This is a genomic window from Rhizobacter fulvus, from assembly GCF_964020785.1.
The window spans coordinates 1,651,369-1,674,297 of record NZ_OZ224516.1 but is presented as its reverse complement, the minus strand read 5'-3'; the positions used below and the strand labels follow the sequence as shown (position 1 = coordinate 1,674,297).

Genomic DNA, 22,929 nt, shown 5'->3' with positions numbered 1-22,929 from the left:
CGCGCGAGGCGGCTCAGCGCTTGCGCTGCTTCGCCCAGTAGCCGAATTCGTCCTCGTGGCACTCGATGTCGACCTCGGTGACGCGCGCGATCAGCCGCTCCTGCACCGCGCCGACGGCCTGGTTGTAGACGCTGGGCGCGATCTCTTCGAGGAAGAAGTGCAGCAGCGCGGCGGCCTGGATGTTGCCGATCTTCTCGTCGAAGGTTTCCTTGTAGTAGCGCTCGATCGAGAGGATCGCGGTGGCGCGCGCGTCCTTGCTGAGTTCGATGGTCATGGGGCTGTTCCTCGGGTTCGTTCGGCCGCCCACGCGGCCAGCAGGTCGGCCTCGCGCTCGCGCGTGAGCTTGCCGGCGCGGCGCCGGTCGTCGGCCGGTGGCACGCCCTCGGCGAGCACGGCGGCGACGGTCTCGCGCAACGGGCGCGTGCGCAGTCCGGTGGCCGCCGCGCGGGTCAGCGTGCGGTTGAAGCCCGCGTAGGCCGGGTCGATCGACGGCAGCCACAGCGGCAGTTCGCTCCACGGCTGCACGCCGTGCTGCATCAGGAAGGCCTCGTCGACCGGCACCGCGTCGGCCGGGGCGCGGCCGGGCGCGGCGGCTTCGGCGCGACAGACCTCGATCAGGTGGTGCCAATCGACCGGCGCGGCGCCGACCGGTCCGCTGCCGTCCACCGCGCCGCGCACGCCGGTCTCGAGCAGATGCACCATCCAGGCGCCGAGATCGCGCACGTCGATGAACTGCAGTGCCTGCGTCGGCGGCACGTCGGGCACCAGCATCGCGCCGCCCTCGGCGCTGCGCCAGACCCAGTGCGAGAAACGCCCGCTGCGGTCGCCGGGGCCGACGATCAGCCCCGGCCGCACGATCAGCGCGCGCGGGCCGAACGCCTCCAGCACCTGCGCCTCGCAGGCGGCCTTCTGCGGGCCGTAGTGGCGCTGGTCGCGTTCGTCGGGCGCGATGGCGTCGAACGCGGCCAGCGGCTGCGTCTCGTCGCCCACCGGCTCGGTCGTGTCGGCGTAGGCCGAAATGCTCGAAACGAACAGGCAGGCATCGCACGCGTTCCTCAGCGCCGCGGCGCTCGCCTGCACGTCGGCCGGCACGTAGCCGCAGGTGTCGATGACGGCGTCCCAGCGCCGGCCCGCGAGCCGGCCCAGGTCGGCGACGCGGTCGCCGGTGATGACCTCGACGCCCTCCGGCCATGCGCTGCGCGCGCGGCCGCGGTTGAACACCGTGACGCGGTGGCGCTGCGCCAGCGCGGCGTCGAGCACCGCGCTGCCGAGGAACACGCCGCCGCCGATCAGGAGCAGGTCCATCGCGTCAGCCCAGGGTGGCGGGGTCGACGTTGGCGCCGCAGACGATCAGCGCGATGCGCTCGCCGGCGGCCGGCCGGACCCGTCCGCTGCGCAGCGCCGCCAGCGGCAGCGCGGCGGCGGGCTCGACCGCGAGCTTCAGCTCGGTCCACAGGAAGCGCTGCGCGTCGCGGATCGCCGCGTCGGTGAGCAGTTCGGCGTATGCGACATGCTGCTGCGTGATCGCCCAGGCGATGTTGCCGATGCGACGCGCACCGAGCGAATCGGCTGCGATGCCGCCGACTTCCACGTCGACCGGCCTGCCGGCGGCGCGGGCGCGGAACAGTGTCGGCGCGAGTTCCGGCTCGAGCGCGATGACGCGGCTGCGGCCGGCGCACCACGCCGCGATTCCCGCGACCAGCCCGCCGCCGCCGACGCTGACCAGCACCGCGTCGGGCGCGCCGCCGGCCTGCGATTCGAGTTCGCGCGCCAGCGTGCCGGCACCGGCCACGACCTCGGGCTGGTCGTAGGCGTGCGTCATCAGCGCGCCGGTCTCGCGCTGGCGGGCGACGCAGGCCTCGGCCGCCTCGGCATAAACCGCGCCGGCGATCACCACCGTGGCCCCGAGCGCCTCGAGCCGGGCGCGCTTGGCGGCCGAGATCACGCTCGGCACGAACACTTCGGCGCGCACGCCCAGCGCCTGCGCCGCCACCGCGGTCGCGATGCCGGCGTTGCCGCCCGACGCCGCGATCACGCCCGCCGCGGGGATCGGATTCGACAGCAGGCGGTTGAACATGCCCCGCGCCTTGAAGCTGCCCGAGCGCTGCAGCTGCTCCAGCTTGAGCAGCACCTCGAAGGGTGGCGCGTCGGCCGGCAGGCCGAAGGCGCTGCTGGGCAGGCGCCACAGCGGCGTCTCGCGCACGTGCGGCGCGATGCGGGCGGCGGCGGCAGTGATGTCGTCGGCGGTGATCGTCATGGACAGCGGGGTCGGTGGATGCGACGGCCAGTATCGCTCGGCTGTTCCCACTACGATGCGCGCTTGCGCGCCGCCGGCGCGACCAGGAGCGATGAGCGATGCAACTCGGAATGATCGGCCTCGGCCGCATGGGCGCGAACATGGTGCGCCGACTGACCCGCGGCGGCCACGCGTGCGTGGTGTTCGATCGTGCGCCCGCCGCCGTCGAGGCGCTCGCGAACGAGGGCGGCGGCATCACTGGCGCCGCCTCGTTCGCCGACCAGATCGCGAAGCTCGCGGCGCCGCGCACGCTGTGGCTGATGGTGCCGGCCGGCGTCGTCGACGCGACGATCGACGAACTCGTGCCGCTGCTCGCGCCCGGCGACACGCTGATCGACGGCGGCAACTCCTACTACGTCGACGACATCCGCCGCGCCAAGGCACTCGCGGCCAAGCAGCTGCATTACGTGGACGTCGGCACCAGCGGCGGCGTGTGGGGGCTGGAGCGCGGCTACTGCATGATGATCGGCGGCGAGGCCGAGATCGTGAAGCGGCTCGATCCGATCTTCGAGACGCTGGCGCCGGGCATCGGCACGATCCCGCGCACGCCGGGGCGCGATGGTGCCGGCACCGCCGAGCGCGGCTACCTGCACTGCGGGCCCAACGGCGCCGGGCACTTCGTCAAGATGGTCCACAACGGCATCGAGTACGGGATGATGGCCGCGTACGCCGAGGGCCTGGCGATCCTGAAAGGCGCGAACGTCGGCCGTGCCGACCATGCGCACGACGCCGAGACCACGCCGATGCGCGACCCCGGGCATTACCAGTACGAGATGCCGCTGCACGACATCGCCGAAGTCTGGCGCCGCGGCAGCGTGGTCTCGTCGTGGCTGCTCGACCTGACCGCCAGCGCGCTGCACGAGGACCCGCAGCTCGCGAAGTTCGGCGGCCACGTGTCCGACTCCGGCGAAGGCCGTTGGACGATCCAGGCCGCGATCGACGAGGCCGTGCCGGCGCCGGTGCTGACGGCCGCGCTGTACGCCCGCTTCAGCTCGCGCGGCGAGGCGGAGTTCCAGAACCGGATCCTGAGCGCGATGCGGTTCCAGTTCGGCGGGCATGTGGAGAAGAAGGGCGGGTAAAGCCCGCGCCGGGGTGTCTCCGCATCCCACGATTTAGCGAAGACGCTGCCGGGCGACGCGTTCAGAATTCCTCGGGCGCGCCGGTGCGCGATCGGGAGGGGCGAATGAACACGAGCATGCGGATCCTGGGCGGGCTGGCGGCGGGCGTTCTGGTCGCCGGGTGTGCGGGCGTGAGACACCACGACATGGGGCACGGCGAAGGCCGATTGATCGCGCCCGCGCTCGTGTGCCCGCCGACGGCCTGCGATGCGTACGTCAAGGTATGGACGGACGGGGGCGGGATCTGCCGCTTGCAGGTGTCGGACGACACGATCGAGGTGCAGCGCGGGCACAAGCCCGTGTTGACCTGGCAACTGCGGCAGCTCAATCCGTCCGACGGCTACCAGTACCGGTTCAACGATCTGACGGGTATCGCGTTCAAGGACCCGTCGCGCGTCACGCTCAACGACTTCGACAGCAACCACGCGGTCGGCCAGGACAAGTACCGCTGGCGCTCGGTGAACGGTCGCGCGGGAGACTTCCATTACAGCGTGAACGTGGATCGCAAGCCCAACGGCGGTTCTTGGTCACCTTGCCCGGTGCTCGACCCGCGGATCGTCAACGACGGGCCGTGAGCTCCGGCCCGCGTTCACACGACGACGTCGACCTTCGCGAGGCGCCGGCCCAGTTCGGAGTTCGGTCCCGCGTTCAGTTCGTGCGCCAGGCGTGACGCGTGATCGATGGCGGCTCGGGCCTCTTGCGGCCGGCCACCCAGCGTCTCGACCTCGGCGCGGTTGCACAGCAAGAGCGCGAGGCTCAGCGAGTCGGACAGTTCCATCAGCAGCCGCTCGCCCTGCTTCAGCGCGTTGCGCGCGTCGCCCATCCGCCCGAGCCGCGCGAGTGCCACGGCGAGGTAGCCGCTGAACTGGGCTTCGGAGCGCAGATCGCCCGACTCCACCGCGGCATCGATCGCCTCCTGCAGGCGAACCGCAGCTTCGCCGTCCCGGTCCTGCGCCATCAGGCACAGGCCGATGTTGCAGATCACCGTGTAAGTCAGGCGCATGTGCCCGGTCTCGCGGGCGATCAGCAATGCCGCGTCGAACTCGCGCGCGGCCGCATCGGCCCGCAGCTCGTCGAGGTAGAGCAGCCCGAGGTTGCAGCGGGCGTTGCCTTCCCAGCGTCGGTCGCCGACGTCGCGCGCCAGCGTCAGCGCGCGCTCGTAGTGGCTGCGCGCGTCGTTCAGGCGCCCGAGGTCGTGATGCAGGCCGCCGAGGTTGCCTAGCACGCCGCCTTCGAGTCGGCGCTCACCGGTGTCGCGCGCCAACGCGAGCGCCGCGTCGTAGTGGGCGCGGGCCTCGACGAGCCGCGACTGGTGATCCATCAGTCGGCCCAGCCCGTTCAGCACGTAGGCCTGGAGTGTCGGCGTGCCGAGGGCGACCGCGAGGTCGAGCGCCTCGCTCAGGCTGCGCTCCGCGGCGTCGAGCTGTCCATCCGTGGTCTGGCGCATGCCGAGCAGGAACAGCAGGCGTGCCCGGGTGATGCCGTCGCGCGGATCGATGGCCAGCGCGAGCCCGGCGGCGATGTGCCGGCGCGCGTCGTCCACCTGTCCCAGGCCGTCGAGGCTGCCGCCGATCACCCAGTGGACGCGCGCGCGTTCGCCGTCGCTCTGGCCGGGCAGGTCCGCCACCATGTCGGCCAGCTGCGAGCACACCCGCAGCGGCCCGGTCAGGCGCAGTGCCGCCCAGGCGCCCTGCAGGCACCCCACGGCGTGGTGCACGTCCCCCGCGGCGGCCGCGCGCCGGCACGCGAGCACCAGGTTGTTGGCCTCGATGCACCGCGACGCGGTGGCGGCGCGGTCGTCCAAGCCGGCGAAGTACCTCCAGTGGCTCTGGAAGGCCGCGTCGGCGGCGGCGGGCCCGCTGCCCGGGAATCGCCCCTCGGTGCGCAAGTGCTCGGCCGCGTACTCGCGCACGCTCTCGAGCAGGTCGAAGCGTTCGTCGGCCACTTCGCGGACGAAGCTCTTGTCGATGAGCCATTGCAGCAGGTCGACCGTGGCCGGCGCATGCGCCTCGGCGTCGATGCGCACGACCGCCTCGGCGGATGCGAGCGTGAACCCGCCTTCGAAGACGGAGAGCTGCGCGAGCGCCGCCTTCTCCGGATCGCTGAGCAGTTCCCACGACCAGTCGAACGCCGCGCGCAGCGTCGCCTGTCGATCGCGCCGGCCCGAGCGGGACATCAGCACGTCGAAGCGGCGGTTCATCCGCTCCAGCAGAGCGTGCGGCGCCATCACGCGCACCCGCGCGGCCGCCAGCTCGATCGCGAGCGGCAGGCCGTCGAGCACGCGCACGAGTTCGGCGACCGCGCGCAGGTCCGTCTCGTCCGGCGCGAAGCCGCTGCGCGCCGCCTCGGCGCGCCGCAGGAACAGCGCCACGCCGTCGTCGCGGTTCAGCGGTGCCAGGGCCAGCGTCTCCTCGCCGACGATGCCGAGCACCTCGCGGGTCGTGACGATGAACTGCGCCTGCGGGGCGCCGTCCAGCCAGTGGCCGAGCGTCTCTTCGGCGTGGCGGGCGACCTGCTCGAAGTTGTCGAGCACGACGAGGCAGCGGCCGCGCCCCGCGATCGCCTGGGCGAGCTGTTCGACCGGATCGCTCTTGCCGAGCGGGACGTCGAGGCCCTGCGCGACGGCGAACAGGATGCCGTCGACCGTGCGGGCGGCCGAGAGATCGCAGAACCAGATGCCGCCCGCGTAATCGCCGAGCCGGGAGGAGGCGAAGCGCGTGACGAAGCGCGTCTTGCCGGTCCCGCCCATCCCGAGCACCGACACCAGCCGCGCGCCTTCCTCGAGCTTGCGCGCCAGCACCTGCAGCGGCTCGCTGCGGCCGACGAAACCGTCGCGCTCGGCGGGCAGGCTGTGCCGCACGTCGCGCACCGGCAGCCACAAGTCGCGCTGGCGCACGACGCGCCAGGCCTTCTCGTCGTCGGCCGGCGGGGTGAACGGCGCGCCGGCCTCGCCGATCTCGAACAGCTCGAGCGGCTCGGGCACGCCCTTCAGGCGCCAGTGGCCGTGTGACAGCATGCGCAGCGCCGTCGCGCCGAGGGCCTCGCGGGCGTCGCCCGTCAGCAGTGTCTGGCCGCCGAGCGCGGTCGCCATCACGCGGGCGGTGATCGGCTTGACCAGCCCGTCGACCTCGACCCGCTTGGCGCCGAGATCGGCGTCCGCCGCGTCGGTCTCGCGCAGCGTCATCGGCCCGGCGTGGATGCCGACGCGCGCCTTCAACGGCACCGCCAGGGCTGCGAGCGCACGGTGGTAGCCGGTCGCGAAACCGACCGCGTCGGCGACGGTCTCGAACAGCGCGAGCAGGCCGTCGGTCTTCTCGATCTCGCGCCCGCGCCACGCGCGCAGCAGGTCGCGCGCGGCGCGGTCGTGTTCGGTCCAGACGCGCGCCATCGCCTCGTCGCCGAGGGCGTGCGACAGCCGCGTGCTGTCGACGACGTCGGTCAGGAGCAGAGCGCGCGGCGGGGCAGTCATCGCATCGGTCGGGTGGGCGCCTGATGTTGGTGGCGCGCCAGCCGCGTGTCAACGCGCCGATGCCGGGCCGGGTGCTCCTGCGCCGAGTGGGCGTCAGGCCCCGGCGAGCGCGAGTGCGAAAAGCTCGTTCCGATGGTGGATGCCGAGCCGCTCGAAGGCGCGGTTGCGATAGGTCTTCACCGTCGTCGCCGACAGGCCGAGCTCGGCGGCGACGCCGTCGAAGCTCAGGCCGCGCAGCAGCCGCTCGCAGACCGCGCGCTCGCGCGCCGTCAGCGCCGGGCAGAGTTGCTGCAGCCGCTGCGCCGGCGTCAGGTGCGCGCTGCCGAGCTCGATGTGGCGCTGCACGACCGCCACCAGCGTGCCCGCGACATCGAGCACCGTGTCGAGCTCCGCGGGCGCGAAGCGCGGCTGTGCGCGGTGCCGGTACAGGTTGACCGCGAGCAGCGCGCCGTGCGCGTCGCCGTCGCTTTCGGCGGCGACGATCGACAGCCGCTCGCTCAGCGAATGTGCCGCGTAGATCTGCTCGCGGTGCGCGCGGCCGAAGTCGTCGGCCAGGCAGTGGGTCATCACGGTGCGCGTGTCTTCGCGGCCGGCCTGAGCGCACGCATCGGCGAAATGGGTGTCGTCGCGGTAGACGCCGCTGCGGTAGATGCGCCAGCAGTCGAGCGCGATGTCCGGCACGGCGTGGCTGGCCTGTGCGCAGAGCTGCGGCGGCTGGTCGTCGAAGACGCGGTAGACCGTCCACCACGCGACGGGCAGCGCGCGGTTCACCTGGGCCAGCGCGCGATGGGCGAAGTCCTCGCGCGCGATGCAGCCCACCAGCGCAGGGCCGACGTCCCGCTGCACCGCGGGCGCGGCGCGCGTGGGGACGGCAGGGACGGACCAGACTTGCATGGCGCGCACTGTCGCCCGTCGGCCGCCCCGCGACAAGCCCGGGGGAACGCGCAGACGGCGGCGGCCTTGTCCTCTTCGCGGAGGACAGACGGCGCGCCATTCGCCCCCTACGCTGCCGCCCAACCCCTGACTTTGGAGACCGCCCGATGAACGCCCACCCGCTCGCCCCCATTCCCGATGCCGATGTCGACGCGTTCTGGCGCGACGGCGTGATCTGCCTGCGCGGCCTGTTCGATGCCGACTGGATCGAGCACATGCGCGCCGCCGTCGAGGACGACCTCGCCCACCCCGGCCCGCTGGCACGTGAGTACGCCACCCAGGCCGGCCAGCGCTTCCTCGGCGACATCGGCGCCTGGGCGGTCAAGCCCGGGCTGCGCAAGTACGTGGAGGAATCGCCCGCGGCCGAGATCGCCGCGCGGATGCTGCGCTCGCGCAAGGTCAACTTCCTGTACGACCAGCTGTTCGTCAAGGAGCCGGGCACCGCGGCGGTGACGCCGTGGCACCAGGACGGGCCGTACTGGCCGGTCCAGGGCGACCAGATCCTGTCGATCTGGCTGGCGCTCGACGACGTCACGGTCCAGTCCAGCGGCGTCGAGTACATCAAGGGCTCGCACCGCTGGGGCCGCGAGTTCCGGCCGATCCACTTCGGCGGCGACACCGAGGCTTACAAGATGCTGCCCGGCGAGACCCTGCCCGACATCGACGCGATCCGCCGCGAGCCCGGCAGCGGCGGTCTGGAGATCGTCAACTGGGACATGAAGGCCGGCGACTGCCTGTTGCACCACAGCATGACGGTGCACGGCGCGCCCGGCAACGCCAGTTCGACGCAGCGTCGCCGCGCGTATGCGACCCGCTGGACCGGCGACGACGTGGTCTACGCGCCGCGCCACGGCCAGGCCAGCATCACGATCGACAAGCCGACGATCCAGCCCGGCGAGCCGATCGACTGTGCAGTGTTTCCCCGCTTGTGGCCGCGCCCGCAAGATAGTTCACTGGCATAACTAAATCACGTCCGGAGACCTTCCAATGACCCGACTCGCTTCCCTGGTCCGCGGCCTGTTCGCCGCCGCCGCGCTCGGCGCCACCGCACTGGCCCAGGCCGACGTCAACGTCGGCGTGATCGTCTCGCTGACCGGCCCGGGCGCGTCGCTGGGCATCCCGGCCGACAACACGTTCAAGCTCTGGCCCACGGAACTCGGCGGGCAGAAGATCAACCTGTTCGTCCTCAATGACGGCACCGATTCGACGACGGCCGCGAAGAACGCGACCAAGCTGATCACCGAGGACAAGGTCGACATCATCGTCGGCCCGTCGCTGACGCCGACCTCGCTCGCGGTGATCGAGGTCGCGGCGCGCTCCGGCGTGCCGGTGATCTCGCTGGCCGGCGGCGGCGCGATCGTCGAGCCGCAGGACGGGCCTCGCCGCTGGGCGTTCAAGATGGCGCCGACCGAGACGATCTCGATCAACGCGGTGCTCGACCACATGCTCAAGAACAACGCGAAGACCGTCGCGACGATCGGCATCGCGACCGCGTACGGCGACGGCTTCTCGAAGGCGATCGAACGGCTCGCGCCGGCCAAGGGCATCAAGATCGTGGCGGTCGAGAAGTACGCGCAGGTCGACACCAGCACGACGCCGCAGGTGCTCAAGCTGATGGCCGCGAACCCCGACGCCGTCTACATCTTCAGCGCCGGCACGCCGGGTGCGCTGCCGCACGTCGAACTGGTCAAGCGCGGCTACAAGGGGCTGATCTACCAGACCCAGGGGGTGGCGAATGCCGACTTCCTGCGGGTCGGCGGCAAGGACCTGGACGGCAGCTTCATGACGGTCGCGCCGGTGCTGGTCGCCGACCAGCTGCCGGACAACAACCCGGTCAAGGCGCCCGGCGTCGATTACGTGAAGCGCTACGAGGCCAAGCACGGCGCCGGTTCGCGCTCGCTGTTCGGCGCGACCGCGTGGGACGCGCAACTGTGGCTCAACGCGGCGATCCCGGTCGCGCTGAAGAAGGGCCAGCCGGGCACCGAGGCGTTCCGCCTCGGGCTGCGCGACGCGATCGAGGGCTTGAAGGAGTTCGTCGGCTCGCAGGGCGTGTTCAACCTGAGCGCCACCGACCACAACGGCGTCGACGCCCGCAGCCAGGTGATGGTGAAGGTCGAAGGCGGGGCGTGGAAGCTGGTGAAGTGAACGCCGCGGCCGACCCGCTCGCCGCGCCGGCACTCGCGCGCTTCGCCGACCTGAGCGTGCAGGTCGCGGCGCCGGTCGAGGTCGGCGCGGTCGGTCATGGCACGCGTCGCGTGATCACGATCCTGGGCGGCAGCTGCATCACGCGCGACTGGACGGCCCGGGTGCTGCCCGGCGGCGCCGACTTCCAGCTGATCGTCAACGAGCGCATGGCGCGGCTCGAAGCCCGCTACGTGCTCGAGACCGACGCCGGCGACCGCATCTACGTGCAGAACGACGCGGTGCGGACCGCCGCGCCCGAGGTCATGGCGCGGCTGGTGCGCGGCGAGCCGGTCGACCCGGCCGACGTGTATTTCCGCTGCGTGCCGCGCTTCGAGGCCAGCGCGCCCGCGCTGCGCCGCATGATGGAGCGCGTGTTCCTCGGCACGGGGCTGCGCCGGCCGGACGAGGTGGTGATGCGCTTCTTCGAGGTGCTGTAGCCGCGTTACTTGCCGCCCGATTGAGGCACGCGCTGGATCTTCGCCGTGTCGTAGCCCTGCGATCCGACGAACGCGATCAGGCGCTGCAGGTCGGCCTCGGGGATCGTCGGCGTGCGCGCCATGATCCAGACGTAGTCGCGCTTCTCGCGCGCGATCACGGTCTGGGTGTAGTCGGGCGACAGGTACGCGATCCGGTAGTCGGCCTTGATCGGCCAGATGTACTGCTGGCCCCAGACCGCGCCGCTCGCATCGAGCACGAAGCCCTTCGAGCCGTAGCTCTTGCGCGGGCCGTCGAAGCCGTCGGCGTTGAAGCTGAAGGTGGTCGGGATCGTGCCGTCCGGCGCGAGCGTGTAGCTGTCCTTCGCGTTGTGCGCGCCCTTCTCGAGGAAGGTCGGGATGTTGGCGATCACATACCAGTCGCCCATGAAGCGCGGGATGTCGACCTTGGCGACGAGGGCGACGGGCTTCATCGCGGTCTCCGGGCCGCTGGCGCAGCCGGCGAGTGCACCGACGCAGGCCAGGCCGATGAGATGCAGGCGCATGGTGGATTTCCTTTCAAGTGGGTGTTCATGGCAGCCGATAGCTCAGCTTGCGGCCGCCGGCGACGATCGAGTCGAGCCCGACCCACTCGCCGCGCGGCGTGTACCAGACGACGATCGGCTGCGCCGGACCGGTGATGCGGAACTCGTTCGCCTCGACCGGCTTGCCGCGCACCTCGACCGAGCCGCTGCCGATGCGCCGCACCTGCACCGACTCGAGCCGCCCGGTCTGCGCGTTGAGCAGGCGGGTCTGGGTCTGGATGGCCGGGTTCCAGTACGCGAAGCTCATCACGCAGCCCTTCAGCGCGTCGGTCTGGTCGACGCGCACGGACTCGGGCTTGCCGTCGTCGTCGGTGGTCGAGTCGAGCGCGGTCAGGCAGTTGCCGCGCCAGTGTTCGATGGCCTGATGGCGGTAGCGGTAGGCGGTGATGCCGAGGAACTTGACGGCAAAGTCCGCGCGGCTGAGCACACGGCGCTCGTCGCCCTCGCCGCTGACGCTGAAGCGGTGCTCGCCGATCGGCTCGCCGTCGAGCAGCGCGCGGAACGCCCACTCGCCGGTCGGGCCCGAGGCCACGGCGGCCGGCAGCGCGGCAGCGCCGAGCACGAGTGCCACCGCGGCGCGGTTCATGACGCGTTGCCGCGCTTCGGCGGGCCGGGAAAGAATGCGTTGGTGCGGGCGATGTAGTCGCGGTAGGCCGGGCGGCGCTCGGCCATGTCCTTCTCGAGCAGGCTCACGCCCGAGACCTTCAGCAGCAGCACGGTCATCAGGATCGGCGAGACGACCGACCACGCACCGCCCCAGCCCGCGCCGCCCAGCGCCACGAGCCAGAAGCCCCACCAGATGCAGGTCTCGCCGAAGTAGTTCGGATGTCGCGTGTAGCGCCACACGCCGCGGTCCATGACCCGGCCCTTGTTCGCCGGCTCGGCCTTGAAGCGCGACATCTGCGCGTCGCCGATCGCCTCGAACACGATGCCGAACGCGGCCAGCGCCAGCCCCGCGATGTCGAGCGCGCCGAGCGGGCGCGAGCCGGCCATCGCGGCGAAGAACGGCGCCGAGACCGTCCACGCCAGCACCGCCTGCAATGCGAAGACGAGGTACAGGCTCTTGAACGCGAAGTTCGGCTGGTTGCGCGCGCGGATCTCCTGGTAGCGCCGGTCTTCGCCGTGGCCCCAGTTGCGGGCGGTGATGTAGATGCTCAGCCGCAGCGCCCAGGCGACCGCGAGGATCAGCATCCACGCGCCACGTGCGCCCGAAGGCGGCAGCAGCGCGAAGTAGACCGCGGCCGCGCCGGTGATGAAGATCGACCAGGTGCGGTCGACCAGGCTCACGTCGTGCTGCACGACGCTGGCGATCCAGGTCAGGATGCCGAGCGCGGCGATCAGCGCCAGCCCGGTAAGAGCGATCTGCAGCTCAGACACGCGCAGCCTCCGACATGCCCACGCCGTCGAAGCGCGTTCCCAGCCACACCAGCAGCGGCATCGCCACCGCATAGATGCAGGCGAGCATGACGAGCGCCGCCGTCTTGTCGATGAAGACGGCGCCGCCGAGCTCCACGCCGCCGGAGAACGCCGCCGGGCCGCCGATCGCGCCGAGCAGCGCCGCGAGCCACCAGCGGCCCTTCAGCCAGCGCATCGTCACGTTCAACGCGATCGCGAGCTCGCCCCACAGCGCGACCATCCAGTAGGGCGCGAGCCCGGCGATCGGCTGGCCCGACGGGTAGGCGACGTGGCCCTGCCTCGCGACCGCGCTCTCGACGACGAGCCCGATCGCGCAGGCCAGCGCGACGAGCACGGCTTCCGGCCCGGGGCGCGCGGACACGCCGAGGTGCCACGCGATCGCGGCGATCACGCAGGCCGTGCCCCACAGCGGCAACTGGTGCGCCGCGCCGAGCACGGCGGCGAACCACGCGGCCTGGAAGATGACGAAGTTCGCGAGCTGCACGCCCCGCGTCGGCGCGGTCGGTGCGCAGGTGAGGCGGGTCGTCATGGCCGCTGCGAGGTTCATCCGCGTCGGTCGAACAGGTAGTGGCTGACCCACCACTGTCGGCCTTCGTCGTAGCCGAACAGCTCGGCCACCGACATGAAGAACAGCCGCCAGCGCATCCACCAGACGCCCGCCTCCGCGCGGCCGTAAGTCTGCTCGAAGAGGGGCCACAGCGCATCGCGCTGGTCGTCCATGCGGCGCAGCCAGGCTTCCGAAGTGCGCTGGTAGTGCGTGCCGTCCCAACGCCAGCGGCGTGCCAGGCGCAGGTCGTCCTGGCAGTGCAGCGCGAGGTCGTCGCTGGGCATCATGCCGCCGGAGAAGAAGTGGCGGCTCATCCAGTCGCTCGCGTCGCGCTCGACGAACGCGTAGGGCGCCTCGCGGTGCGCGAACACGTGCATGAAGAAGCGTCCGCCCGGCCGCAGCCAGGACGCCACCTGCGCGAACGCGCGCGGCCAGTTGCGCAAGTGCTCGAACATCTCGACCGAGACGACGCGGTCGAAGCGCTGGTCGGTCTCGAACGCGTTGATGTCCTGCGTGATCACGCGCAGGTTGGTCAGGCCGCGCTGAGCCGCCTGGACCTCGATGTATTCGCGCTGCGAGTGCGAGTTCGACAGCGCGGTGATGCGGCTGGCCGGGTAGCGCTCGGCCATCCACAGGCTCAGCGAGCCCCAGCCGCAGCCGAGCTCGAGGATGTGCTGGCCGTCCTGCAGATCGGCGCGCTCGCAGGTGATCGCCAGCGCCGCCGCCTCGGCCTGCGCCAGCGTGTGCACCGGCTCGGCCGTGCCCGGCTCGCCCCAGTAGCAGCTGCTGTACTTGCGGTGCGTGCCGAGCACGGCGCCGAAGAACTCGGCCGGCACCTCGTAGTGCTGTTCGTTGGCCTTCTCGGGCAGCAGCGCGAGCGGGGCGCCGCGCAGTTCGTCGACGAAGGCCTGCGTCAGCGTCGCGACGGCGGCCGGATCCCCGCTGTGCAACTCGCTCAGCCTCGCCTTCAGCAGGCGGCGGATGCCGAGCCGCACGACCCGGTCGGGCACGAGCCCTTGTTCAACCCAGTTGACTGCGACGGCGGTGCTGTCGGCCATTCAGCGCTCCTGTTCCGGCCGGCCGAAGGGCCAGCTCGCGGATTCGATACGCCGACTCTAGCCGATCGGATGCATTTCTGCACTGAGCGGTCACAAAATGACCTAAACAGTCTACGCGGCGTGCGCCAGCGCGTCGGCCGCGTAGACCTGGCCGAAGCGATTGCCCAGGAACGCGGCGAGCGGCACATCCTCCTGGCGCACGAAGCCGGCGGTGGGCAAGGCCCCGGAGGCCAGCATGTCCAGCATCGCGCACAGGCTCGACGCCGTGGTGATCTGGATCGCGCTGCGCATCTTGCCGGCCAGCACGTGGCTGTAGACCTTGCGGGCGTACGTCTCCTGCTGCAGCCGGCCATCGCGCAGGCCGGAGACGGTGACGAACACGATCACGACGTCCTGCATCGTGGCCGGCAGGGCCTGCTCGAGGATGTCCTTGAGCACCCCGCGCCGGTCCTTCAGTCGCAGGTCGTGGAGCAGCGCCTTCATGATCGCGGCGTGGCCGGGGTAGCGGATCGTCCGGTAGTTCAGCGTGCGGACCTTGCCGGCCAGCGTCTCGCACAGCGTGCCGAGGCCGCCACTGGTGTTGAAGGCTTCGTAGAGCACGCCGTCGAGCGAGAACTCCTCGCGTTCCTCGAGCGCCGGCACCTCGCGCACCGCGCCGTCGACGATCGCCTCGCACGGCTCGCAGTACTCGTTGATGACGCCCTCGGTGCTCCAGGTCAGGTTGTAGTTGAGCGCGTTGCTCGGGTAAGCGGGCAGCGCGCCGACGCGCATGCGCACCGAGTCGAGGGAATCGAACTGGCGCGCGAGGTCGGCCGCGACGATCGAGATGAAGCCCGGCGCCAGGCCGCATTGCGGGATGAACGCGGTGGGTGCGCCCTGCGCCAGCGCGCGGATCGCGCGGGTGCTGGCCACGTCCTCGGTCAGGTCCAGGTAGTGGACGCCGGCGGCGCGCGCGGCCTGCGCGATCTGCAGCGTCAGGTGGAACGGCGCCGCGCTGAGCACCGCGAACCGGCCGGCAAGTGCCGCCTGAAGTTGCGCGGGGTCGTTGACATCGAGCACCTGCGTCGACAGGCGCGCGGATCGGCGCGGATCGGCGGCGATCCCGGCCAGCAGCGTGGCCGACCGATCGGCCACGGTGACACGGTAGCCGCCGGCCTCCGGGGTGTCGACGAGCAGGTCGGCCACGACCGCGCCGATCTTGCCGGCGCCGATGACGAGGATGTTGTGCATGGAAGCCTCCGTGGCGGGGTGATGGCGAGATTCTGCGGGGCGGTGCTGCAGAACGCATCTGGCATCCAGATGATTCGCGGTCCATACTTCGGCAGATCGCAGGCTTCATTCAGACAAAGTGACCAGAACTGCCCTCGACCCGACCGATGTCGCGCTGCTCGCGCTGCTGCGCGACGATGCCCGCGCGCCCACCGCGGAACTGGCGCGCAAGCTGAAGTTGTCGCGCACCACGGTGCAGAGTCGCATGGAGCGGTTGCAGCGCCAGCAGGTCATCGCCGGCTACACCGTCGTCGTGCCCGACGAGCTCGAAGCCGACCTGGTGCGTGCCCACGTGCTGATCACCTTGGCGCCCAAGCGCAGCGGGGCCATCGAGGTGGCGCTGCGCAAGATCCCCGAGGTGCGCGTGCTGCACTCGGTCAGCGGGCCGTTCGATCTGATCGCGATCGTCGCCGCCGCGTCGATCGGCGAACTCGACGCGCTGATCGACCGCATCGGCGGGCTCGATGGCGTCGAGCGCACGACCTCGGCGATCGTGCTGTCGACGCGGATACAGCGCTAGCGTCGGCGGGGCCGCCGCACAATGCCGGCACGATGACGCGCCACCCGCTGCCCACCCGCCGCACCGCCCTCGGCCGGATCGCGGTCCTCGCGGCCCCGGCATTGCTGGCCGGGCGAACCGCGCGGTCTGCCGAACTGCTGCGCCTGACGCCGGCCCAGACCGAAGGCCCGTTCTACCCGGTCGAGTTGCCGGCCGACACCGACTTCGACCTGCTGCACCAGGGCGACCTGCGCTACCCGCGCGGCCAGCCGAGCTGGCTCGACGGCACGGTGCGCGACCCCGAGGGCCGGCCGGTGCGCGGCGCGAGCGTCGAGATCTGGCAGTGCGATGCGGACGGCCACTACCGCCACCCGCGCGATGGCGGCCGCGCCGACCCGGCGTTCCAGTCGTTCGGGCGCGTCGCGGTCGATGCGCAGGGGCGCTTTCGCTTCCACACGATCCGGCCGGTCGCGTACAGCGGCCGCACGCCGCACATCCATGTGAAGATCAGGCTGGCCCAGCGCACGCTGCTGACGACCCAGCTGTATGTCGAAGGCGACCCCGGCAACGACCGCGACCCGCTGTGGCGCAGCCTGCGCGACCCGCGGGACCGCGCCGCACTGACGGTGCCGTTCACGCCCGCGGCGGACGGCCTGCGCGCGGCCTTTCCGATCGTCGTGGCGGCCTGAAGGCGGCCGGCGCGAGAATGGGCGCCCCATCGATCCGCGACCGAGGTCTGCCATGCGCCGTTCGTTCCTTGCCTTCGCTGCGGCGCTTGCCGCCGCGCCGCTGCTCGCCACCGCCCAGACAGCCGCGACGCCGACCCGCGTCGTCGTCCAGGTCAGCGAGGCCGACCCGGCGCGCTGGAACCTGGTGCTGAACAACGTCAAGAACCTGCAGGACGAACTGGGCGCGGACAAGGTCACCGTCGAAATCGTCGCCTACGGTCCCGGCATCGGGATGCTCAAGCTCGACGCACCGACGAACTCGCGTGTGACCGACGCGATCAAGGCCGGCGTTGCGGTGCAGGCCTGCGAAAACACCATGCGAAACCAGAAGATTGCGCGGGCCGACATGCATCCGAACGTAACTTATGTTCCAGCGGGCGTTGTCCAGATCATTCGGCGCCAGCAGGAAGGCTGGTCCTACTTGCGACCGTAGCGCGTGATTTAAGGCGCCGGCGGGCGGGAGGCAGGTCGGCGGCGATTCAAGTCGGTCAGGGGCTCGCCGATATCCCCGACAAGCCGCGTGAACCCGTTGTTCACGCGCCCCGAACCGATGAAACCTGCCACCGCCAAGGAACTGATCGAGGTCGACGACCTCCGCGTCGGCATGTTCGTGCACCTCGACATGAGCTGGATGTCGCACCCGTTCCCGCTCGGCAGCTTCAAGATTGCCAACGAGGAGCAGGTCGCGACGATCCGCTCGCTGGGCGTGCAACGGGTACGCTGGAGCCCGACCCAGAGCGATGCCTTGCCGCCGGTCGAATCGACCGGCTGGACGCGGCCGGCGCCGCTCGAGGGCGATGCGCATGCAGACGATCCCGACAGCGCCGAACCGGCCCCCGCAACCGGCGCCGCCGACGCCGTGCCCGCGCAGGCCGGTGTCGACATCACGATCACGCCGTCCGAGAAATTCGCCGCGGCGGGCACCGTCACCGCCGCCGGCGCGCTGCACAGTCAGGCCCCGGCCGAATCGCCCGAACAGCAGATCCGCAGCGCCCACAGGCGCCGCCTGGCGCGCGAGCGCGCCGCGCTGCAGCACTGCGAGAGCCAGTACAGCGAAGCTGCACGCGATTGCCGGCACGTGACCGAGCTGGTCGTCTCGCGCCCCGCCGAGGCGCGTGCGCAGGCCGAGCAGCTGTCGAAGGCGCTGGTCGACAAGATGATCGGCGAGCACGAGCTGTGCATCCGGCTGCTGTCGGATGCCGCCGGCGACAAGGCCTCGATGCACGCGATGAACGTCACGATCATCTCGATGCTGATGGGGCGCACCTTCGGTCTGGGCGAGAGCGACATGCTCGACCTCGGTGTGGGCGCGATGCTGCACGACATCGGCAAGCTCGACCTGCCGGACCGGGTGCGCCACCGCGAGGACCACTTCAGCGGCTCCGAGCTGCGGTTCTATGAAGAGCATGTCGCGCACGGCGTGACCCACGCGCGCAAGATGGGGCTGTCGGCCGGCGCGACGCTGGTGATCGCACAGCACCACGAGCACGCCGACGGCAGCGGCTTCCCGCTGCGCCTGAACACCGACCGCATGACGGCGGCGGCGCGCATCGTCTCGCTGGTCAACCGCTACGACAACCTGTGCAACCCGCATGTCGCCGCCAGGGCGCTGACGCCGCACGAGTCGCTGTCGCTGCTGTTCGCGCAGGGCAAGACCAAGTTCGACACCGCGATCCTCGGCGCCTTCATCCGGATGATGGGCGTGTACCCGGCCGGCTCGACCGTGCAGCTCACCGACGACCGCTACGCGATGGTCGTCGGCGTCAACTCCACCCGCCCGCTGAAGCCGCGGGTGCTGGTGCACGAACCCAAGGTCCCGCGCGACGAGGCGCTGGTGCTCGATCTCGAGAAGGCGCAGGGCCTGGGCATCCGCCGCAGCATCAAGCCGGCGCAACTGCCGGTGAACTCGCTCGAGTACCTGGCGCCGCGCCCGCGCGTCGCGTACTTCTTCGAGCCGGTGCTGGCCGCCAACGACGGCGTGGACGACGGCGCCGCCGCGCGCCCGCTCGCTGCCTGATAGAAACGTCCCCGTGAACCGCGATCTCGTGGTGTCCCTTGCGCCCACTGCGGCACCCACGGGTTGGGTTCGGCTGATCGAAGCGATGCTCGACGCGGTGTGGCTGGTGGACGCGGAGTCGCTGCACGTCGTCGCGGCCAACCATGCCGCCGGCGAGCTGATGGCGATGGCGCCGTCGCAACTGGTGGGCAAGGACGTGATCGAGCTGGCGACCACGCCCGAGGACCTGTTCTTCTGGGGCGAGGTGGCGCAGGGCCTGTCCGACTCGATCGAATCCGAGACGCTGGTCAACGACACCCACGGCGTGACCCATGCGGTCACGCGCCGGGTCAGCCGCGTGCAGGCGGGCGGCGAGCCCGCGTATTTCGTGGTCGTGCTGCACGACCGCAGCGAACAGCAGCGGATCGAGCGCGAGCTCGAGGGCGCTTCGGCCGACCTGCGCGCGACGCTCGAATCGACGCAGGACGGCATCCTCGTCACCGACCTGGCCGGCCGCATCCGCAACTTCAACCAGCGCTTCGCGGCGCTGTGGCAGATCCCGCCGGACATGCTGCTCCAGCGAGACGACGACGCGGTGCTCGAATGGATGCGCCGCAGCGTCGGCGACGCGCCCGGTTACATGCGACGCCTGGCCGCGATCGACGACGCGACGATGCTGCAGGCGACCGACGTGCTGCGCCTGCACAGCGGCCGCGTGCTGGAGCGCGTGACCCGGCCGCAGTGCATGCAGGGCCGGCCGACCGGGCGCGTCTACTCGTTCCACGACATCACCGAGCGGCTCGAGGCCAACGAGCGGATCGAGACCTTGTCGTACACCGACGCGCTGACCGGCCTGCCGAACCGGCGCCTGCTGGCCGACCGCGCCGAGACTGCGATCGCGCAGGCGCGGCGCGACGGCACGCCGTTCGCGCTGCTGTTCCTGAATCTGGACCGCTTCAACCACATCAACGAGACGCTCGGCCGTGTCTATGGTGACCGGGTGCTGCTCGACGTCGGCGACCGCATCAAGACCTGCGTGCGCCAGGTCGACACCGTCGCCCGGCTGGGGAGCGACGAGTTCGTCGTGCTCGTCAACCAGGCCGACAGCCGCGCCGCCGAGACCACCGCGTGGCGCATGCTCGACGCGCTGAAGCAGCCGTTCTCGCAGGGCGGCATGAGCTTCACGGTGACGGCCAGCATCGGCATCGCGCTGTATCCGACCGATGGCGCGTCGATGGACGAACTGATGCGCCGCGCCGATGCGGCGATGCGCGAGGTCAAGCACGCCGGCCGTGGCGCGTTCCGGTTCCACCGGGACCGGCCCGAGGCCGACCACGGCGTCTCGCGCTCACGCATGCGGCTCGACCACGCGATGCGGCTGGCGCTCGCCAACGAACGCTTTCGCCTGCACTACCAGCCCCAGGTCGACCTGAACACCGGCGCAGTGCTCGGCGCCGAGGCGCTGATCCGCTGGCGCGATCCGGAGCTGGGCGAGGTCTCGCCGGGCGAGTTCATCCCGGTCGCGGAAGAAAGCGGCTTCATCGTCGCGCTCGGTGACTGGGTGCTCAAGCACGCCGTCACCCAGGCGGCGCGCTGGGATGCGGCCGGGCTGGCGATGCCGGTCTCGGTCAACGTCTCGGCGCTGCAGTTCCAGCAGCCGGGCTTCGTCGATGGCGTCGCGCAGGCGCTGCGCGACGCGGGTCTGCCGCCGCACCTGCTCGAACTCGAACTGACCGAATCGATCCTGGTGCAGGACGCGCAGGACGCGATGCTGCGCCTGCAGGCGCTCGCGCAGCTCGGCGTGAAGCTCGCGATCGACGATTTCGGCACCGGCTACTCGAGCCTGGCCTACCTGAAGCGTTTTCCGATCGGGCGGCTCAAGATCGACCGCAGCTTCGTCAGCGGCCTGCCCGCCGAGGAGAGCGATGTCGCGCTGGTTCACGCCATCATCCACATGGGGCAGGCCCTGCGTCTGCAGGTGATCGCCGAAGGCGTCGAGACCGAGGCCCAGCGAGAGTGCCTGCGCGTCGCGGGCTGCGATCTGTTTCAGGGCTTCCTGTACGCCCCGGCACTCGACGTGCCCGCCTTCGAAGCCCGCATCGGCTTCGTCGGTCCGGCCCGGGACTGAGCCGGCGCAAGCGCCGCAGAGTCAACTTTTGTACAGTCGAGCCCGGAGGTTCGACGATGAAAGTCATGGACTCGTTGCTGGAGCGCAAGCTCGACCAGCTGACCTTGCCGCTCGCGGTGGTGCTCCCGGACGGTCACCGCATCGGCGCGGCCGACGCCGCAATCACGATCCGCCTGAAGCAGATGTCGTCGCTCGCGCACATTGCGGCCGGCGAGGTCGGCAAGGTCGCGCAGGACTATGTCGAGGACCGGCTCGACTTCGACGGCAGCGTGCGCGACCTGATGGTCATCGCCGCGCAGATGATCGGCACCGACCCGACCCAGGACAGCGGCGGCAGCGCCACGCTGAACTGGTGGCGCGAGATCCGGTTGAACGCCCGCTCGCGGGCGCGCCACCAGGTCCATGCCGATGCGCAGCAGGTGCAGTTCCACTACGACGTGTCCGATGCGTTCTACGAACTCTGGCTCGATCCGAAGCGTCTTTATTCCTGCGCCTACTTCGCGGCGCCGGACATGGACCTCGGGCAGGCCCAGCAGGCCAAGCTCGACCACATCTGCCGCAAGCTGCTGCTGCGCCCGGGCGAGCGTTTTCTCGACATCGGTGCCGGCTGGGGCGGCCTGCTGCTGTGGGCAGCCGAGCATTACGGCGTGCGCGGCCACGGCATCACGCTGAGCCGCAACCAGCACGCGCATGTCAACCAGCTGATCGAGGAGCGCGGGCTGGGCGGCCGCGTCACGATGGAACTGATGGACTACCGCGAGTTGCCCGAGGACGACCCGTACGACAAGATCGCCTCGGTCGGCATGTTCGAGCACGTTGGGCGCGCGCTGATGCCGGCGTACTTCGCCAAGATCCAGCGCCTGCTCAAGCCCGGCGGCCTGCTGATGAACCACGGCATCACCGCCGGCGGCACGCGCAACCACCAGCTTGGCGCCGGCATGGGCGAATTCATCGAGCGCTACATCTTCCCCGGCGGCGAACTGCTGCACGTGTCGAAGGTGACCGAGACCATGAGCGAGGCGCAGCTCGAGCCGCTCGACCTCGAGAACCTGCGCCCGCACTACGCGCGCACGCTGTGGGCATGGAGCGATGCGCTGGAGGCCAACCTCGCGAAGGCGCGCCAGCTGACGCGGGAGAGCGTCGTACGCGCCTACCGCCTGTACCTGGCCGGCAGCGCGATGGGCTTCGAGCAGGGCTGGATGGCGCTGTTCCAGATGCTGGCGGCGCGCCCGAGCGGGCAGGTCGACCAGGGTCCGATGCGGGGCGCACAATCGCAATTCCCATTCAACCGCGCCTACATGTACCGACCATGATCTACAAGTTCAAATCCAAGGCCGCCGGCGACGTCATCATGATGGGCCCGGCCGGCGACGATGTGCTCAAGCTGATCGGCAAGTCGCCGGCGGCGCAGGGCATCATCGAGAGCGGCTCGATGAGCGGCGCGATCGCCGCGATCGAGCAGGCGGTCGCTGCCGACGAGGCTGCGCGCGCGCAGGCCGAGAAGGACGCGGCGGCCGAAGGCGCGAAGCTCGCGCCGCGCGAGGGGGTGACGCTGCGTCAGCGCGCCTGGCCGCTGGTGGAGATGATGAAGCGCTCGATGAGCGAGGGCGCCGACATCGTGTGGGGTGTCTGAGATGAAGCTCTGGAGCGACAGCTTTATCAACGGGGAGCGCATCCCCACCGTCTATGCCGCCGGCCGGCCCGATGTGGCCCAGGGCGTGACCTTCTCCGACAACGTCAGCCCGCACCTGGCGTGGAGCGAGGTTCCGACCGGCACGAAGTCGTTCGCGCTGATCTGCCATGACTTCGACGTGCCGAGCCAGGGCGACGATGTCAACAAGCCCGATCGCGAAGTGCCGGCCGACCTGCCGCGCGTCGACTTCTTCCACTGGGTGATGGTCGACATGCCGGCCACGCTGGCCGAGCTCGCCGAGGGCCAGTTCAGCCGCGGGTTCACGCCGCGCGGCAAGCCCGGCCCCGACGTGGCGGCCCTGCCCGGTGCGCGCCACGGCCTGAACGACTACACCGGCTGGTTCGCCGCCAACGGCGACATGGCCGGCGACTACTTCGGCTACGACGGCCCGTTCCCGCCGTTCAACGACTCGCTGATCCACCACTACGTGTTCACGGTCTACGCGCTGTCGATCGCGCGGGCGCCGGTCGAGGGCCATTTCACCGGCGCGCAGGTGCGCCAGGCGATCTACCCGCACATCCTCGCCGAGGCCACGCACTCGGGCACCTACACGCTGAACAAACGCCTGATCTGATCG

Annotated in this window: 24 protein-coding genes; 13 read left to right on the top strand and 11 right to left on the bottom strand. The window is 70.8% G+C overall.

The genetic code is table 11. The annotated features are described in order from the left end of the window. Positions 1-13 precede the first annotated feature (13 nt). From ACWH49_RS08040 to ACWH49_RS08030, 3 genes are read right to left on the bottom strand one after another with little or no spacing between them, the layout of a single operon-like run. Positions 14-274: a DUF2164 domain-containing protein gene (locus ACWH49_RS08040; RefSeq protein WP_448170981.1), complete on the bottom strand. Its 261-nt coding sequence runs from the start codon at positions 272-274 to the stop codon at positions 14-16. Beyond that, a complete protein-coding gene (locus ACWH49_RS08035) occupies positions 271-1,305 on the bottom strand; it encodes an NAD-dependent epimerase/dehydratase family protein (RefSeq protein WP_448170980.1) in 1,035 nt (344 codons plus the stop codon). Before ACWH49_RS08035 ends, ACWH49_RS08040 begins: the two co-directional genes overlap by 4 nt. Positions 1,306-1,309: 4 nt before the next feature. Next, positions 1,310-2,257, bottom strand: a complete 948-nt coding sequence (locus ACWH49_RS08030; RefSeq protein ID WP_448170979.1) for a threonine/serine dehydratase — start codon at positions 2,255-2,257, stop codon at positions 1,310-1,312. A gap of 98 nt (positions 2,258-2,355) precedes the next feature. Between ACWH49_RS08030 and gnd the strand changes: the two genes are divergently transcribed. Continuing rightward, on the top strand, positions 2,356-3,375 hold the full coding sequence (gnd, locus tag ACWH49_RS08025; protein ID WP_448170978.1) for a phosphogluconate dehydrogenase (NAD(+)-dependent, decarboxylating): 1,020 nt from the start codon (positions 2,356-2,358) through the stop codon (positions 3,373-3,375). Between the two features lie 104 nt (positions 3,376-3,479). Further along, a complete protein-coding gene (locus ACWH49_RS08020; protein WP_448170977.1) occupies positions 3,480-3,989 on the top strand; it encodes a hypothetical protein in 510 nt (169 codons plus the stop codon). 14 nt (positions 3,990-4,003) lie between these two features. On the opposite strand, the gene ACWH49_RS08015 is transcribed toward ACWH49_RS08020, so the two are convergent. Both ACWH49_RS08015 and ACWH49_RS08010 read right to left on the bottom strand, forming a co-directional pair. Further along, positions 4,004-6,883: an ATP-binding protein gene (locus ACWH49_RS08015; protein ID WP_448170976.1), complete on the bottom strand. Its 2,880-nt coding sequence runs from the start codon at positions 6,881-6,883 to the stop codon at positions 4,004-4,006. Positions 6,884-6,976: 93 nt separating this feature from the next. Next, positions 6,977-7,777, bottom strand: a complete 801-nt coding sequence (locus tag ACWH49_RS08010; RefSeq protein ID WP_448170975.1) for a helix-turn-helix transcriptional regulator — start codon at positions 7,775-7,777, stop codon at positions 6,977-6,979. A 146-nt stretch (positions 7,778-7,923) separates the two neighbouring features. Between ACWH49_RS08010 and ACWH49_RS08005 the strand changes: the two genes are divergently transcribed. The 3 genes from ACWH49_RS08005 to ACWH49_RS07995 are packed head-to-tail and all read left to right on the top strand — an operon-like array spanning position 7,924 to position 10,437. Continuing rightward, on the top strand, positions 7,924-8,778 hold the full coding sequence (locus ACWH49_RS08005) for a phytanoyl-CoA dioxygenase family protein (RefSeq protein ID WP_448170974.1): 855 nt from the start codon (positions 7,924-7,926) through the stop codon (positions 8,776-8,778). Between the two features lie 25 nt (positions 8,779-8,803). After that, the gene (locus ACWH49_RS08000) at positions 8,804-9,961 is read left to right on the top strand and encodes an ABC transporter substrate-binding protein (RefSeq protein WP_448170973.1); all 1,158 of its coding nucleotides are present in this window, start codon (positions 8,804-8,806) and stop codon (positions 9,959-9,961) included. Next, complete coding sequence (locus tag ACWH49_RS07995) at positions 9,943-10,437, top strand: DUF3237 domain-containing protein (protein WP_448170972.1); 495 nt, start codon at positions 9,943-9,945, stop codon at positions 10,435-10,437. The genes ACWH49_RS08000 and ACWH49_RS07995 overlap by 19 nt, the downstream gene beginning before the upstream one ends. Before the next feature lie 5 nt (positions 10,438-10,442). Here the strand turns inward: ACWH49_RS07995 and ACWH49_RS07990 are convergent, their stop codons facing one another. From ACWH49_RS07990 to ACWH49_RS07965, 6 genes are all read right to left on the bottom strand, one after another. Next, complete coding sequence (locus ACWH49_RS07990; protein WP_056465945.1) at positions 10,443-10,979, bottom strand: lipocalin family protein; 537 nt, start codon at positions 10,977-10,979, stop codon at positions 10,443-10,445. A gap of 25 nt (positions 10,980-11,004) precedes the next feature. Beyond that, positions 11,005-11,604: a DUF6134 family protein gene (locus ACWH49_RS07985; RefSeq protein WP_448170971.1), complete on the bottom strand. Its 600-nt coding sequence runs from the start codon at positions 11,602-11,604 to the stop codon at positions 11,005-11,007. Then, positions 11,601-12,395 (bottom strand): DUF1295 domain-containing protein, encoded by a 795-nt coding sequence (locus tag ACWH49_RS07980; RefSeq protein ID WP_448170970.1) that lies wholly within the window; start codon positions 12,393-12,395, stop codon positions 11,601-11,603. Before ACWH49_RS07980 ends, ACWH49_RS07985 begins: the two co-directional genes overlap by 4 nt. Further along, a complete protein-coding gene (locus ACWH49_RS07975) occupies positions 12,388-12,963 on the bottom strand; it encodes a DUF2878 domain-containing protein (protein ID WP_448170969.1) in 576 nt (191 codons plus the stop codon). Before ACWH49_RS07975 ends, ACWH49_RS07980 begins: the two co-directional genes overlap by 8 nt. 14 nt (positions 12,964-12,977) lie before the next feature. Further along, the gene (locus ACWH49_RS07970) at positions 12,978-14,039 is read right to left on the bottom strand and encodes an SAM-dependent methyltransferase (RefSeq protein ID WP_448170968.1); all 1,062 of its coding nucleotides are present in this window, start codon (positions 14,037-14,039) and stop codon (positions 12,978-12,980) included. Between the two features lie 111 nt (positions 14,040-14,150). After that, positions 14,151-15,269 (bottom strand): saccharopine dehydrogenase C-terminal domain-containing protein, encoded by a 1,119-nt coding sequence (locus ACWH49_RS07965; protein ID WP_448170967.1) that lies wholly within the window; start codon positions 15,267-15,269, stop codon positions 14,151-14,153. 118 nt (positions 15,270-15,387) lie between these two features. On the opposite strand from ACWH49_RS07965, the gene ACWH49_RS07960 reads away from it, so the two are divergent. From ACWH49_RS07960 to ACWH49_RS07925, 8 genes are all read left to right on the top strand, one after another. Then, positions 15,388-15,828 (top strand): Lrp/AsnC family transcriptional regulator, encoded by a 441-nt coding sequence (locus ACWH49_RS07960; protein WP_448170966.1) that lies wholly within the window; start codon positions 15,388-15,390, stop codon positions 15,826-15,828. A gap of 32 nt (positions 15,829-15,860) precedes the next feature. After that, positions 15,861-16,496, top strand: coding sequence for a dioxygenase family protein (locus ACWH49_RS07955; RefSeq protein ID WP_448170965.1), 636 nt, complete (start codon positions 15,861-15,863; stop codon positions 16,494-16,496). Between the two features lie 52 nt (positions 16,497-16,548). Further along, complete coding sequence (locus tag ACWH49_RS07950; RefSeq protein ID WP_448170964.1) at positions 16,549-16,968, top strand: DsrE family protein; 420 nt, start codon at positions 16,549-16,551, stop codon at positions 16,966-16,968. Between the two features lie 117 nt (positions 16,969-17,085). Next, on the top strand, positions 17,086-18,552 hold the full coding sequence (locus ACWH49_RS07945; protein ID WP_448170963.1) for an HD-GYP domain-containing protein: 1,467 nt from the start codon (positions 17,086-17,088) through the stop codon (positions 18,550-18,552). 13 nt (positions 18,553-18,565) lie between these two features. Beyond that, on the top strand, positions 18,566-20,659 hold the full coding sequence (locus ACWH49_RS07940; protein WP_448170962.1) for a putative bifunctional diguanylate cyclase/phosphodiesterase: 2,094 nt from the start codon (positions 18,566-18,568) through the stop codon (positions 20,657-20,659). Between the two features lie 56 nt (positions 20,660-20,715). Next, positions 20,716-21,972: a class I SAM-dependent methyltransferase gene (locus tag ACWH49_RS07935; protein ID WP_448170961.1), complete on the top strand. Its 1,257-nt coding sequence runs from the start codon at positions 20,716-20,718 to the stop codon at positions 21,970-21,972. Further along, entirely contained in the window at positions 21,969-22,292 is a 324-nt protein-coding gene (locus ACWH49_RS07930; protein ID WP_448170960.1) for a DUF1840 domain-containing protein, read from the top strand. Before ACWH49_RS07935 ends, ACWH49_RS07930 begins: the two co-directional genes overlap by 4 nt. A 1-nt stretch (position 22,293) precedes the next feature. Continuing rightward, the gene (locus tag ACWH49_RS07925) at positions 22,294-22,926 is read left to right on the top strand and encodes a YbhB/YbcL family Raf kinase inhibitor-like protein (RefSeq protein WP_448170959.1); all 633 of its coding nucleotides are present in this window, start codon (positions 22,294-22,296) and stop codon (positions 22,924-22,926) included. The last annotated feature ends 3 nt before the right edge of the window (positions 22,927-22,929 follow it).

Excerpts from the sequence above, each read along its gene's own strand:
- ACWH49_RS08040 (WP_448170981.1), bottom strand. The coding sequence starts at position 274 with ATGACCATCGAACTCAGCAAGGACGCGCGCGCCACCGCGATCCTCTCG.
- ACWH49_RS08035 (WP_448170980.1), bottom strand. The coding sequence starts at position 1,305 with ATGGACCTGCTCCTGATCGGCGGCGGCGTGTTCCTCGGCAGCGCGGTG.
- ACWH49_RS08030 (WP_448170979.1), bottom strand. The coding sequence starts at position 2,257 with ATGACGATCACCGCCGACGACATCACTGCCGCCGCCGCCCGCATCGCG.
- gnd (WP_448170978.1), top strand. The coding sequence starts at position 2,356 with ATGCAACTCGGAATGATCGGCCTCGGCCGCATGGGCGCGAACATGGTG.
- ACWH49_RS08020 (WP_448170977.1), top strand. The coding sequence starts at position 3,480 with ATGAACACGAGCATGCGGATCCTGGGCGGGCTGGCGGCGGGCGTTCTG.
- ACWH49_RS08015 (WP_448170976.1), bottom strand. The coding sequence starts at position 6,883 with ATGACTGCCCCGCCGCGCGCTCTGCTCCTGACCGACGTCGTCGACAGC.
- ACWH49_RS08010 (WP_448170975.1), bottom strand. The coding sequence starts at position 7,777 with ATGCAAGTCTGGTCCGTCCCTGCCGTCCCCACGCGCGCCGCGCCCGCG.
- ACWH49_RS08005 (WP_448170974.1), top strand. The coding sequence starts at position 7,924 with ATGAACGCCCACCCGCTCGCCCCCATTCCCGATGCCGATGTCGACGCG.
- ACWH49_RS08000 (WP_448170973.1), top strand. The coding sequence starts at position 8,804 with ATGACCCGACTCGCTTCCCTGGTCCGCGGCCTGTTCGCCGCCGCCGCG.
- ACWH49_RS07990 (WP_056465945.1), bottom strand. The coding sequence starts at position 10,979 with ATGCGCCTGCATCTCATCGGCCTGGCCTGCGTCGGTGCACTCGCCGGC.
- ACWH49_RS07985 (WP_448170971.1), bottom strand. The coding sequence starts at position 11,604 with ATGAACCGCGCCGCGGTGGCACTCGTGCTCGGCGCTGCCGCGCTGCCG.
- ACWH49_RS07975 (WP_448170969.1), bottom strand. The coding sequence starts at position 12,963 with ATGACGACCCGCCTCACCTGCGCACCGACCGCGCCGACGCGGGGCGTG.
- ACWH49_RS07970 (WP_448170968.1), bottom strand. The coding sequence starts at position 14,039 with ATGGCCGACAGCACCGCCGTCGCAGTCAACTGGGTTGAACAAGGGCTC.
- ACWH49_RS07965 (WP_448170967.1), bottom strand. The coding sequence starts at position 15,269 with ATGCACAACATCCTCGTCATCGGCGCCGGCAAGATCGGCGCGGTCGTG.
- ACWH49_RS07955 (WP_448170965.1), top strand. The coding sequence starts at position 15,861 with ATGACGCGCCACCCGCTGCCCACCCGCCGCACCGCCCTCGGCCGGATC.
- ACWH49_RS07950 (WP_448170964.1), top strand. The coding sequence starts at position 16,549 with ATGCGCCGTTCGTTCCTTGCCTTCGCTGCGGCGCTTGCCGCCGCGCCG.
- ACWH49_RS07945 (WP_448170963.1), top strand. The coding sequence starts at position 17,086 with ATGAAACCTGCCACCGCCAAGGAACTGATCGAGGTCGACGACCTCCGC.
- ACWH49_RS07935 (WP_448170961.1), top strand. The coding sequence starts at position 20,716 with ATGAAAGTCATGGACTCGTTGCTGGAGCGCAAGCTCGACCAGCTGACC.
- ACWH49_RS07930 (WP_448170960.1), top strand. The coding sequence starts at position 21,969 with ATGATCTACAAGTTCAAATCCAAGGCCGCCGGCGACGTCATCATGATG.
- ACWH49_RS07925 (WP_448170959.1), top strand. The coding sequence starts at position 22,294 with ATGAAGCTCTGGAGCGACAGCTTTATCAACGGGGAGCGCATCCCCACC.